We start from the raw sequence: 12,225 nt of genomic DNA, 5'->3' as shown, positions 1-12,225 counted from the left end.
CCCAGCATGGACGCCCAAGGTCGACATGGGTATGATGTCGCCCGCACAAGCATCCGTAGCTCAGCTGGATAGAGTACTGCCCTCCGAAGGCAGGGGTCGTGGGTTCGAATCCCGCCGGGTGCACCACATACTAGTTTCTGGCTGTCTCATACAGTTTACGAAACACTCCGAGAAGCCCGCCCTGTGCGGGCTTTCTTGTTTCTGGCTATCCGTGCCTGTCTACACATATAACTTCCCGCTATGTATGCCGTGAGGTTCGTACAACTGGAGGCATACAGAAAGTGGGCGCACTACAGTCAAACGCCGCCCCTCGACAGCGCCCAACGAGTACGTTTGGTGACGCCCAGGGGCTGGCAAGAAAACGCCTGCCTTTTGGCCGAACAACACATCGGCACGTACGCCGGACACCTGCTTTTTTATGAGGTTGATGCCCAGTCGCCACTGATCAGTGCGGCAGGGTTTCTGGGGCAATGGCAATAGCAAGTCGACGCACAGCCGCTTGGCGTTTAGGGCCTCTGCTGGACTTGCTTGGGCAAGAGTCGGGCGGCTTCCACATCTACAATGACAGCTCCGGCGGCAAGACCACTCACCTGCAAGTCGCCGCCTCGGTTCATGGCGGACTGCGACTCAGACGGGCTCCTGGTGCTGGATGAAATCGGGATGTGTGACCCACCACGTTGGGCATGGCAGTTGATCCGTCCGACCCAAATATTTTTGAAGTGCTGACTTTATTGGGTCGTAAGGTGAATGGGGTCATTCAAGACACTGTAACGGCGGAGTAACGCTTTCCTAGCCAGTTTCACCGTTGTCCTGAGCTGGCCCGCCATTCGCCGAGTACCGCTAACGATGAGAGTGTGACAGCTGTTGGCCGTTTTCTGTCCGTCGCGAGAGGCAGAAAACGGCCATAAGCAGCCGATAGGATTAGACTACACCGAAGTACTGTCAGAGATTATTTGTATGCTGATTGAGTGCCAAAGGTGCAGCCAAGGTTACGTTCGAGCAATGCGGGTGCGCTCCACAAATATTTCGCTGTGGGTGTGCGAAGAGTGTGAAGCAACGTGGACGAGCCAGGATGAGGTGAGTGCCAGTAATTTTGAAGACTACGGTACGTTAATGGCCGGCATTGGGCGCAATTGTTTATGGTCAGAATTGGAGCCACAGTGAAAAATTCGTTACTGCTTACTTTCTGTCAAATGTCCGCTTTGGCTCGTCTTCTGCCCGTCGCGAGATGGAAGAAGACGACCCAATACAGCCGGTCGACACTGGCAGAAGTGGGGCAAAAGCGGAATTTATCTGCTATGACACCAATGACTAGTTGGCCTGCGAGGTAGGCTGTAAAAATATGATCACTACAGTGAACCAAGATGATTGCTTAAGCTATTTCGTCGTAGTGCATGGCATTAACATTGAGACCTACGAACGACTGGCCGTTCACTTCGAATGTCGTCGTGGCGGCATGCGGGTGACGGACGGAAGCCGGTATATCTCTATCCCAGTCACGATGGCTGCCTTAGGGGGCACCCTTGCTTGGGTCAAAACCGAACTCGGGGGGCGCTACTGAGCTGTATTTAATGGTGTGCGTCGCAACCAAATTGTCTTGGAGCGAGGTTGTCATCAACTCTGAGATAGCTTTGCTCGCTGGTCAAGCTGGTGCGGCGATTAAGGTTGCTTTTAAGCGAGCGTGATTTCATCTCTGCAGTATCCACATTGGGTCGACTTCTGCCAATCAGGGCCACCCAGTGTGCTGGTCAAATCCGGTGCGAACGACTTGCCAAGTCGAATGCAAATGAGTGGGCAAGTGCAATGCAGATGGGTGGTCAGGTTGAGTGCAATTACCCACCCTAGAGGCTAACCATGTGGTGTAGGGCCAATTTGGAAAGGCAGCATGAGAGCACGTATCCAGCCCCCCCTCCAAAACTGGTGTAACCGGTGTCACGAGTGTAACGCTCTTCACCAAACGCCCGGTTTCATTGGCTTTCATGCCTGTTAGACAGTCGGGCGACATAGCGTACCTCCGATGTAACGCTGCCACTGCGTGTAACGCTAAAGTCAGCATCCGGCCAAAAGCGGACAGTCTCACTGGGACTTGGCTGGCGCGCTGAAAGCGCGTCCGGCGAGCGTGCTTGAATGCCTTGCTATGTATTCCTTCGCCGAGTGAGCGGGAAGACAAATGGCTTTTCTTGAGTTAAATTTATTTCGTTTAGCTTGTATTTAAGTCTAATATCACTACAAATAAATCGTCGAATTAGGTCTTCCACTTTAATATCACTTAGCTTGTGATTCCAAGGGTGAATTATAGAGCCACCCCTAACTTTATCGAAGCCATACTTTTGCCCCAGAGCTACAGTGATAGTATTTTCAATCTCTGTCACCCAGAAACAATCGCCAATTGATCTAAAGACCGCATGTAAGTGAGTTGCTTTTCTCTTTCCCGTGAGGCCGCTCTCTATATATCTGATGGCGCCATTTTTATTTAATTTAGAGTAAGGGCTTTTTTTACCATGACTTCGCAGCCTTGATCTCAACCCTTTAGCTGTACCCACGTACCATGAGTTCAGCTCAAGCTTCAAAATATATATATACCAATTTCTAATTTCTTCACTCCTTTTCCGGAATCAAATTATCCATAACGATTAAGCTAAGCATTTTGAGACACTACTCGATTCGAACTGAGCGTGTCTATTGCAAGTGGGTTACACCGCACTGCAGGATTAGGTCTGCTGACGTCGAAGCGTCTCATGCAGGTATCTAGCGGAGCGAGGGGTAACCCAAAACGTCGCTCTCGGCCAAAAGCAGTCCCTAATACCTGAAAATTAAGCCAAGCCGCGAAGCGGTGTCGGCTTGAATGAATTGTCAGGCCACGGCCGTTCCAGCTGGGATCCAAAGATCATCGCCCTCAACATCATAGGTGCGCTGCTCGCAGCCACCGTCTTTGCAGCGGACATAGGAAAGCATACGGGTCGCGCCATCGCTGTGCGCCACCAACCAGTAGTAAGCATAACCATCATTCGAAAACTCGCTATCTGGCCAAACTTCGATACTGGGATGAAATGCGCTAAGGCGAGAGAACACTTCCGTCGATTTGATCATGGGTATGTCGGACATACTCTCTCCTGCGGTTAATTGTTTTGGGGTTCAAATTGGCCGAGTATTAAAAATATCACTAAAAGCCTGCCTCAGGTTAAACCCCTTCCGCGTGCTTCTTCTAGGTGCGCAAAATACTGGTCAGACATTAATTTTATGGCGCCGGCGGCACTTAGTTCGATCATGCGCCGATAAGCGTCCGCTTTTGGCCGGAAGCAGTCAGCTGGATGTACCTATAGATACCTGGGGCAACTCGCCCTAACGAGTTTTAATACCGTGCGATGCCTTTATGGCTTCATAGCGCCGACTCACAGGCCTTCAACGGCTCCTCGGGGTGCAATGCACAGATGTCGAAACCGTCACGCCTGGTATAGCCCGCACGCTTCATACATACAAATCGCTGGGCCATCTCTTGGAAGCTGGCCTTGGGATCAACGCCGGAGCCATTCTTCTCACCACACGCCAACATGGACGCAACCACATCCTGATGACTGGCGCCGGGTTTCTCCCACAAGTCGGCATCGGCCGTGGGGGGCTGGAATGGCTTGCTAAAGCAAGCGGTGACGTGGGGGCAAATCAACAGCGCAAATGCTACATTTTTGAGCCACATGATCAATCTCCTTATTCCCTGGTGCCGACGGGCAGCGGCGGTAGCGGCCCTCTAAGCGAAAGCCCCTAATTGATAAGACCCGCCTTAATCATCACAAACCGCTCCTCCCAGAGCATTCATTGATGTAACACCTATTTGCCATGTAACACGCATATCGGCAAACCAGTTACAGCTGTGTAACGCCATATAAATCATTTAAAATCATAGGCTTACCTACTTAAGTTACACGCGTAACACCCGTAACACGGTTTTATCAGGGTATCCCCCTAGCCCCATTTAGTATTGCTCCTCCAGCGAAGCGAGGCGGGTCATGTTCTTGGCTTTGGTTCGATAGTGGGGACCCTGGAGCATTCTAAAGGTACGGGGCATAGAACCCGCGCGTTCGTGTTAGCGGCTGGATTTTCTTAGTTGGTTGACAGGTTGACGTGGTTGACACCCATCACCATGGTTGATGCCCTGCAGGTGTTCACTATCAGCAACAGATACAGCTACCTTTACCGAAGCTGTAACGATGGCCCTTTTTCTTCAAGATCCTTTCAATTTCAACGATTGAAATTTCAGTAACTTCCGGCACCTCCCACTAACTCGATCCCGCGGGTTTCATGCCCCGTGTACTCAGGATATCGTCAGGGTCCCCAGTACCTTTTTCTGCAACCCACCCGAGATCTCAGATGAGTAACCTCCAGAACCTAATCGTAAATGCCCGATCCGGCTTAGCTCTCGGCGAAAAAATCTCTGATGGCAGTTGGCAGGCAATCGCTAAGCAATGCGGTGCTGCTGAGATCGAAGAAATCGAACAGCGTATCGTCAGCTTACGAGCCGAGTTAGAAACGGCTGAGGAGTGGGACGGAGATACCCAAGATGACATCCACCTAGCAATCAATACCTTCACCCAATTACTGAAGGCCGCGAAAGCAAGGTAGTTGTGTTGGTGGCGAAAGGACCACAGGGTTCAACATGGAGAGGCCATTGAAGACAGCGAGTCACTCATCGGGATCTAGGTCACGAGGAGCTTCGATGGAGCCTTCACAAAGAGCGTTAACGGCGTCAGCACACTGCGCCCTGTATGCCCACGTGTATGCCTAACCGACGAACCACCAAAGAAACCCAATAAATACTGGCATCTTACCGCCCAGTTCAAACGACGCCGGGGCACCATACACAGATGAAAAAGCCCCAGGTCGAAACACCTTGGGCTTTTTTGTGGGCGCTGTATTAACGGGCTTTCAACGCCTCCAGCCGCGCAGGCAAATCCTCTTGTGGAAAGCGTTTGTGCAACGCCAGCAGCTTCTCATCCGCCAACCTGGTTTCCCCAGCCTCACGCAGCCTCACAATCTCCTGCAAGCCCTCCTCCAATGAAGGCAGCGCCGCCGGTGCACGCTTGCTCAGTTTCGCCGCCGGTGCATCCGCCAACGAATCGGCAATTTCAGCGTTTACCGGCGCACTGTCTACCTTGGGCGCAACCGCCATCCGCGCCATGGGCGCTGGCGCGGAATACGCTTGCGGTGCAGGACGTGCGGTTTCTTCGCGCAGGGCGCTGAAGGTTGCTGTGGATATCTCCGGTTGCGGCACGGGTGAGCGCATCACCACGCCGACCAACAGCGCGACACCGGCGACGGTGGCAAATGCCATCTGCCAACGCGGGCGCTGGCAGGCTTGCAGCCAGCGTTGCCACAGGCTTGGCTGCGGCGCCGGGGCTTCGCGGCGGGCGGTGTTGAGGATGAGGGCGTCGAGGGACGCTGGGGGTTCGCCGGTGCTGTGTTGACGAACGTGTTGCAGTAACACGTCGTCGGAACCCTGGGTGTGTCGGGAGTCGGTCATACGGGTATCTCCTCGGCCAGCAGGCGGCGCAGTTTCTGCTGGGCGTAGCGCAGGCGGCTTTTCACGGTTTCCAGCGGGGTTTTGGTGAGGGCGGCGATTTGCGGCACTTCGAGTTCACCGTGCAGGCGCAGCAGGAAGACTTCGCGCTGGTCTTCGGGCAGGTCTTGCAGCGCGGCGTCGAGGCGCGCCTGGTCGCGGCTCAGGCTCAGTTGTTGCTCGGGGCCGGCGCTGTCGTCGGCCTGGGCGTGCAGTTGTTCGTCGTAGCTGTCGTGCAGTGGGTTGTGCATGCCGTGCTTGCGCCAGTGATCGATCAGGCGGTTGCGGGCAATCTGGAACAGCCACGTACGAAAACTCGCCCGCCCCTGTGGCTGGGTGGTGCTGCGGATCAGGCTGAGCCAGGTGTCTTGATACACTTCTTCGGCCAGTTCGGCCTTGTTGCTCAAGGACACGAGAAACCGGTACAGGCCTTGGCGGTGTCGCGTGTACAAGACTTCGAACGCGGCAGCGTCGCCGGTTCGGTAGCGGGCCAACAGCGATTCGTCGCTGGGTGATTCTTCTGGAACGGCCATGTGGGTGGCGAACTCCTTTCTGACAGTCGAAATCGATCCAAGCCTGGGAGCGGGCTTGCTCGCGAATGCGGTGGGTCAGCTAACAAATCTGTTAATTGATACACCGCGTTCGCGAGCAAGCCCGCTCCCACATTTGATCGTCGTTAGCGCTTGAGGCTCTGCGCCAACTCCACCAGTTGCACGAATTCATTACGCAAGCCGAACGGGTCGTCGCCTCGGGCCGAGCGGGCCAGGGCGGCGGTGTCCTGCAAACTCATGCTGCCAGTGTAGCGGCCATCGCCCTTGAGCTGTTGGGCGAAGGCGGCCACTGCTGCCGAGAAGCGCAGGTCGTCGCTGGCGTTGGTGGATGGGTTGCGCACTGGCCGCTCGATCAATTGACTCTCACCCCCAGCAGCCGGCTTGTAGCGCACACGCACCATTGCCAGCTCCTCGGATGGGTTGCCAACCGCAGGCGAGGCGGCATAACGCAGCGGCTCCAGCCAGCCCTTCTCGCCCTTCGGCACAATTTCGTACAGCGCGGTCACCGTATGCCCTGCGCCAATTTCTCCGGCATCGACCTTGTCATTGTTGAAATCCTCACGCTTCAAGGCGCGGTTTTCATAGCCGAGCAGCCGGTATTCGCTGACGTGGGCCGGGTTGAATTCCACCTGCAATTTCACATCCCGCGCCACCACTGCCAGGGTTGAACTCAGCTGATCCACCAGCACCTTGCGCGCTTCGCGCAGGTTGTCGATATACGCGTAGTTGCCATCGCCGGCATCGGCCAGTTGCTCCATCAGGTGTTCGTTGTAGTTATCCACGCCAAAGCCCAAGGTGGTCAGTGAGACACCGTTTTTGCGCTGGTCAACGGCCATCTGCTTGAGGCTGTCGAAGTCGCTGATGCCCACGTTGAAGTCACCGTCGGTGGCCAGCAGGATGCGGTTGATGCCCTTGTCGATAAAGCCCGCGCGTGCCATCTGATAGGCCAGTTCGATGCCGGATGCACCGGCGGTGGCGCCGCCTGCGGTGAGTTGATCGATGGCGTTTCGAATTTTGGTTTTATCGCGCCCGGAGGTCGGTTCAAGCACCACACGGGATTCACCGGCGTAGGCCACCAGCGATACGCGGTCTTGAGCACGCAGTTGGTCCACCAGCAACTTCAGGGTGCTTTTCACCAGCGGCAGGCCTTCGCGGCGGTTCATGGAGCCCGACACATCCACCAGGAATACCAGGTTGGCTGGCGCCAGGTCGGCCACGGCACGGTCGGAGGCTTTGATGCCGATGCGCAGCAATTGGGTCTGTGGGTTCCACGGCGTGGCGGCCACTTCGGTGGTCACACCAAAGGGCGAGCCGTCGGCGGGCAACGCATAGTTGTAGGGGAAGTAATTGACCATTTCCTCCAGTCGCACAGCACCTTCGGGTGGCAGGCTGCCTTGGTTGAGGAAACGTCTTACGTTGGCATAGCTGCCGGTGTCGACGTCGACACTGAAGGTTGAGACGGGCGTTTCGGCGACCCGGTGCACCGGGTTTTCCGGCAGGTGTGCGTATTGCTCACGGGGCTCGCTGCGGGTTTGCATCGCCGTCGAATCCTGCATCGCCAGGCGCGTGGCCATGGGCGCGGGCAAAGCCATGCGTTTGCTCATTGCACCCTGGACAGGTTCGCTTTGCAGTTCGGAGATGGGCGCTGCGTCGGCTGGCTTTGGCACATCACGGGAGGAAGACAGCCCGCAACCTGCCAGCGCTACCAGCAGCGTAACGGTGAAGCCTTGGGCTGCAGGACGCAGGTACAAAGGTGGACGGGACATGGCTTAACCTCGTGTATGAATGGTTCGCTCACAAGGTCAGACGCAAGGCTTCCATGGTTCGGGTTAAAGGCCGGCAATACTCGGAAAATCCGTACAGGTGACAGTGGGTAAACCCGTTGACTGCCGCCCATCCAGCAATAGCGGGCGTGAACCCTGAGATCAAACAGTGCGTGCATTAAAAAACGACCTGCATCAACAGCTTGTAGGCGGCACGCAAGGATTTACCAGGACACATATCGACCTTTGGAAATCTATTCCCGCACTGGCAGTTTTACACTCGGCAAAGGGAATTTGCGGGCTTGACGCAGTAAGGATGAGTGTAAACACACAGCGGAAATAACCCTCTTGAAAATAGAGTCGAGAACGCCTTTCTATCCCCTAACGCCAACCGACACCCAGCACGCTCAACGTCCTTCCCTTGTACGGCCGGTGTGGCGACCTTTTACCCAAGCCTCCACCCGGCACCCTTTTGTGCGATCGGCGCCACCACGAGACATCCAACAACATCGTCGTTTGGTCACTCCTTCTCCGGATAATGCAAACACGAACGAAGGCAACCATGACGCCACTCAACGCGCGAACGACCCCTATATCAGTAGAGTCAACAAGCAATCTTTTGATAAGCAACGAGCCGTTGAGCAGCTCACACGGCATATGCCCACATGGCAGGACTTGAACCGTAATAACAAGACCGAAATAGCCTACTACTTCAATTCCATTAGAGGTGTCGCGTTCAACGAACTCCAAAAACAAGAGGCGCGGCGCGCCATTCAGTCCTGGGGAGATGTGGCTAACGTGGTCTTCACTGAAAACGGCGGCCGGGCCGAAGGCCGCTTGTCTTTTGGTATTTCGAGCGATGAGACAACTGCCTCTGGCGTTCCTCCCGGCCCCTATTCCAATAACGGAGACACCCGCTACAACCCAAACTATGTGACCCGCCCAACGTTAACGCATGAGATCGGCCACAGCCTCGGGCTGCCTCATCCGAGCAATTACAATCACAGAGGCAAAGATGAAACACGCACTGAAGCCGACTTCGCGGAACTGCGCGACTACGCAGAAGACTCACGCGCCCACACCGTGATGAGTTATGTGTCAGACAGCTACAGTGGCAAACGTATTGGCGACAGGCCCAAAGCACCGATGATGGATGACATCAGCAGCATTCAACACAAGTACGGCGCGAACACTCAAACCCGTAGGGAGAACAACACCTATGGCTTCAATTCAAACAGCGGGAGGGACTATTACTCGCTGAACACTTCCCGTGACACAGCCACTTTCTGCATTTGGGACGGCGCTGGCATCGACACGCTGGACGCTTCGGGTTACTACGACAATCAAGTCATCAACCTGAAGGCGGGCTCGTTCTCCGATATAGGCGACTTGAAGGGCAACGTTTCCATCGCCCGCGATTGCACCATCGAAAACGCCATCGGCGGTTCAGGCCATGATGCGCTGATTGGCAACGATGAGAACAACCGCCTCACCGGCGGGTTGGGTGCCGATCGTTTGCGCGGAGGCAGGGGCGCCGACAGCTTCATCTATCACTCCGCCAACGACTCCACGCCTGAAAACCCTGATGAAATCATGGATTTCATCAGCGGCATCGACACCATCGACGTATCGGGAGCGTTGCGCAACGCAGGCCTGGCTTCACTTTCCTTCGTCAATGCCTGGAGCGGCAAGGCAGGTGAAGCGCTGATCACCCATGACGAGAAAAGTGGCAGGGGTTCGGTGTCCGTCGACCTGACGGGTGATGGCAGAGCAAACCTGTTGATCATGACCCATGGGCGAGTCCGGCCTGCGGATATCCTCCCCCTCAATAGCCCGATCCTGAAACCACCGATTGATGCGCCCATGGCACGACCGCGTTTCGTCTTCAATACGGCACGCGAATCAAGCTTCGCCAATGCCCGGCTGTTCACGGATTTCACCTCGGGCACAGACAAACTCGACCTGCGCGGGCTGGAAAAACAGGCCAATGCACGCCTTACCCTGGTCAATGCATTCACCGGGCGCGTGGGAGAGGCAATCGTGAGTTACAACCCGCACACCTACCGCTACTTCGTCGCCATCGACCTGACCGGCAATCGCCGTCCGGACTTTCTGGTGAAGAGCACGCAGGTGATCAAACCGAAGGACATTCTGGTGAACTGAGTACCTGGAAACCTTTGCTGACCGGGGGGCCAGCAAAGGCTTTGTTCGGCAGATCAGTCAGTGCCGTACTTCGGATTGCGCGGCCCGTACAGAATCCCGGTGCGTTGCCCCGCCGACAGCAGGCGCGCACTGGTGATACCGGCAATCGGGTGCGCCGCATCGGTGGAGCTGTTGATCACTTGCTTGACTGCCGCCGTGATCAGCATGCCCACCAGGCCGCCGCTGTTATTGTTGCCTTCCTCGCTCGAAGCCCGCGCCGCACCGGTCCACAACGTGGTGCCGGTGCGCAAATCCACCAGCTTGGCCGAGGCGGTCACGGAGGTGTCGCTGGAGATGAGCATGTACTTGGTGCCGTACTCGCTGACGGTGATATACAGCGCTGCGTCCGCACCAAAGATGTCGTGCAGCTTGCCCGGCGCGACTGCCTGGATATCGTTGGCAGTGGTCAGGCCGTTCTGACGGAAGGTTTCGTCCACCAGGGCGATCGGCAACACGTAGTAGCCGGCTTCGGCCAACGGGTAGGTCACTTGCGACACCAGGCTGTAAGACGCCTGCACTTCGGGCGACTCATTGATCGGCGGCAATACCAGGATCGATTTCGGGCGCGCTTGCTTGTACGCCGTGTAGTCGATGGTTTTGGGGGCCGCGCAACCGCCGAGCAAGGCCAGGGCCAGCAGGGCGCCGGTGAGTTTTAACAGGCTCATTTTTTGGCGACTCCGGTCTTGGCGTTTTTCAGCAGAAAGTCCATGTACGCGGCGGACTCAGGGAACAAGGCCTTCTCGGTGCGCAGTTCCTGCACCATCTGGTCATCCTTGCCCAGGCCGAGGTACAGCAGGCCCAGGTGCGCGTGGTAACCCGGCGGCGCCTTGCGGCCACTGGCGTTGATCTTTTGCAGGTCACGCTCCAGTGCTTCCACCTGGGCTTCTTTCGGCTCGCCCTTGAAGTATTCGTAAACCTGCGGCTGGTAGCTTTCCCATTGATACAGGGGTTGGGGCGCCGTCTGGCACCCGGCGACCGTCGCGATTGCTGTCAGCATCAGCGCCAACTTTACTGCCTTGTTCATCCGTGTGCTGCTCCTGTGGGTGTGACTGTCACTTGCGCGGGTTCCAGGCGCCTGCGTTGATGCCGTCTACCAGGCGGTTGATCGCTTCGCGCATGGCCAGGTCGAGGACCTTGCCATTGAGGGTGGAGTCGTAGCTGGCGGTGCCGCCGAAGCCCACGATTTCGCGGTTGGACAGGGCGTATTCACCGGCGCCCTGGGTGGAATACACCACTTCGGAAGTACTGATGTTGACGATATTCAGCGCGACTTTGGCGTAAGCCACCTGGGTTTTGCCACGGCCAAGAATGCCGAACAGTTGGCGGTCGCCGGTCTCTTTGCGGCCGAACTCGGTTACGTCGCCCGTCACCACATAGTCAGCACCCTTGAGCTTTTGCGCGGTGCCTTTGATCGCGGCTTCCTGGGAGATTTCGCCCATGTTGTCGCGGTCCAGCACGCTGAAGCGGTTGGTCTGTTGCAGGTGAGTGATCAGGATGGTCTTGGCCTGGCCACCGAGGCGGTCGACGCCGTCGGAGAAGATGCCGCGCATGTAGCTGGAGCGGTTGTCGAACTTGCCCACGGCAATCGGCACGCGCACGCCGGAATAGGCGACGCTGGCGCTGGCGACTTGTTCCACCGGCATCGCGCGGTTGCTCTCGGTGGCGCAACCGGCCACGGTCAGCAATGCGGCGGCGGTAAGGCCCGACAGCAGGATTTTGCAGAGTGTTTTCACGGGGTGCTCCTGAAGTGAGAAATCAGCCGTTGCCGCAGGTAAAACCAGCGGCAAGGGATGTTGTGTACGCCGTCAGCCAAGTCGAAGCTGTCAGACGTGTCTGGAAAAACGCGCGCATTTGCCCACCGCTTCAACATCAGCAGTGTCGAGCAGGCAGGTAACTGTTTTGGAGAGAATGCCCGGCGCGGAGCCGCGCGGCTGGGCAGGCGCTGCCCGCTGAAAAGCAGGAGGCCGGGAGATAAGCAGAAATGCGCATTGCTTGATTCATCCTTGAAAAATGCTCTGTAGCATGTGCTGCGGCATTTTACGGGGTTGATCGCGGTACTCAAGCGGTTTTGGTACCGCGTAGGCGTATCACCGCCCAACGGCAACCGCGACGATACCCACAGTCAAAATGTGGGAGCGGGCTTGCCCGCGAAGGCGGT

At 56.5% G+C, this 12,225-nt stretch carries 11 protein-coding genes, 1 tRNA gene and 1 pseudogene; 4 read left to right on the top strand and 9 right to left on the bottom strand.

The window, feature by feature from the left end:
* Positions 1-49: 49 nt before the first annotated feature.
* Both ACP7A2_RS05960 and ACP7A2_RS05955 read left to right on the top strand, forming a co-directional pair.
* A tRNA-Arg gene (locus ACP7A2_RS05960) sits at positions 50-126 on the top strand.
* A gap of 186 nt (positions 127-312) precedes the next feature.
* Positions 313-672, top strand: a pseudogene (locus tag ACP7A2_RS05955) (DUF927 domain-containing protein); the annotation flags it as partial.
* A gap of 1,463 nt (positions 673-2,135) precedes the next feature.
* On the opposite strand, the gene ACP7A2_RS05950 reads toward ACP7A2_RS05955, so the two are convergent.
* The 3 genes from ACP7A2_RS05950 to ACP7A2_RS05940 all read right to left on the bottom strand — a co-directional run bounded on the left by ACP7A2_RS05950 (position 2,136) and on the right by ACP7A2_RS05940 (position 3,694).
* Entirely contained in the window at positions 2,136-2,579 is a 444-nt protein-coding gene (locus tag ACP7A2_RS05950; RefSeq protein WP_426133562.1) for a hypothetical protein, read from the bottom strand.
* 274 nt (positions 2,580-2,853) lie between these two features.
* On the bottom strand, positions 2,854-3,105 hold the full coding sequence (locus ACP7A2_RS05945) for a hypothetical protein (RefSeq protein WP_012724084.1): 252 nt from the start codon (positions 3,103-3,105) through the stop codon (positions 2,854-2,856).
* Positions 3,106-3,379: 274 nt separating this feature from the next.
* A complete protein-coding gene (locus ACP7A2_RS05940) occupies positions 3,380-3,694 on the bottom strand; it encodes a hypothetical protein (RefSeq protein ID WP_426133476.1) in 315 nt (104 codons plus the stop codon).
* A gap of 671 nt (positions 3,695-4,365) precedes the next feature.
* Here ACP7A2_RS05940 and ACP7A2_RS05935 point away from each other — a divergent pair.
* Positions 4,366-4,617, top strand: a complete 252-nt coding sequence (locus ACP7A2_RS05935; protein ID WP_426133475.1) for a hypothetical protein — start codon at positions 4,366-4,368, stop codon at positions 4,615-4,617.
* 292 nt (positions 4,618-4,909) lie between these two features.
* Here ACP7A2_RS05935 and ACP7A2_RS05930 read toward each other — a convergent pair whose 3' ends face one another.
* The 3 genes from ACP7A2_RS05930 to ACP7A2_RS05920 all read right to left on the bottom strand — a co-directional run bounded on the left by ACP7A2_RS05930 (position 4,910) and on the right by ACP7A2_RS05920 (position 7,868).
* The gene (locus ACP7A2_RS05930) at positions 4,910-5,515 is read right to left on the bottom strand and encodes a hypothetical protein (protein WP_426133474.1); all 606 of its coding nucleotides are present in this window, start codon (positions 5,513-5,515) and stop codon (positions 4,910-4,912) included.
* The gene (locus tag ACP7A2_RS05925; protein ID WP_426133473.1) at positions 5,512-6,084 is read right to left on the bottom strand and encodes an RNA polymerase sigma factor; all 573 of its coding nucleotides are present in this window, start codon (positions 6,082-6,084) and stop codon (positions 5,512-5,514) included. Before ACP7A2_RS05925 ends, ACP7A2_RS05930 begins: the two co-directional genes overlap by 4 nt.
* A gap of 143 nt (positions 6,085-6,227) precedes the next feature.
* Complete coding sequence (locus ACP7A2_RS05920) at positions 6,228-7,868, bottom strand: vWA domain-containing protein (RefSeq protein WP_426133472.1); 1,641 nt, start codon at positions 7,866-7,868, stop codon at positions 6,228-6,230.
* A gap of 672 nt (positions 7,869-8,540) precedes the next feature.
* On the opposite strand from ACP7A2_RS05920, the gene ACP7A2_RS05915 reads away from it, so the two are divergent.
* The gene (locus ACP7A2_RS05915; protein WP_426133471.1) at positions 8,541-10,028 is read left to right on the top strand and encodes a M10 family metallopeptidase C-terminal domain-containing protein; all 1,488 of its coding nucleotides are present in this window, start codon (positions 8,541-8,543) and stop codon (positions 10,026-10,028) included.
* Between the two features lie 53 nt (positions 10,029-10,081).
* On the opposite strand, the gene ACP7A2_RS05910 is transcribed toward ACP7A2_RS05915, so the two are convergent.
* From ACP7A2_RS05910 to ACP7A2_RS05900, 3 genes are read right to left on the bottom strand one after another with little or no spacing between them, the layout of a single operon-like run.
* The gene (locus tag ACP7A2_RS05910) at positions 10,082-10,732 is read right to left on the bottom strand and encodes a DUF799 domain-containing protein (protein WP_375070456.1); all 651 of its coding nucleotides are present in this window, start codon (positions 10,730-10,732) and stop codon (positions 10,082-10,084) included.
* Positions 10,729-11,091 (bottom strand): DUF4810 domain-containing protein, encoded by a 363-nt coding sequence (locus ACP7A2_RS05905; protein WP_348055796.1) that lies wholly within the window; start codon positions 11,089-11,091, stop codon positions 10,729-10,731. Before ACP7A2_RS05905 ends, ACP7A2_RS05910 begins: the two co-directional genes overlap by 4 nt.
* Before the next feature lie 28 nt (positions 11,092-11,119).
* Positions 11,120-11,800 carry a CsgG/HfaB family protein gene (locus ACP7A2_RS05900; protein ID WP_348055798.1) on the bottom strand — a complete coding sequence of 227 codons (681 nt, stop codon included), beginning with the start codon at positions 11,798-11,800 and terminating at the stop codon, positions 11,120-11,122.
* Between the last annotated feature and the right edge of the window lie 425 nt (positions 11,801-12,225).

Origin of the sequence: Pseudomonas sp. PWP3-1b2 (assembly GCF_049896045.1) — a bacterium.
GTDB classification, from domain to species: domain Bacteria; phylum Pseudomonadota; class Gammaproteobacteria; order Pseudomonadales; family Pseudomonadaceae; genus Aquipseudomonas; species Aquipseudomonas antarctica_B.
The sequence above is the reverse complement of the archived record's forward strand: the minus strand, read 5'-3'. Positions and strand labels throughout refer to the sequence as shown.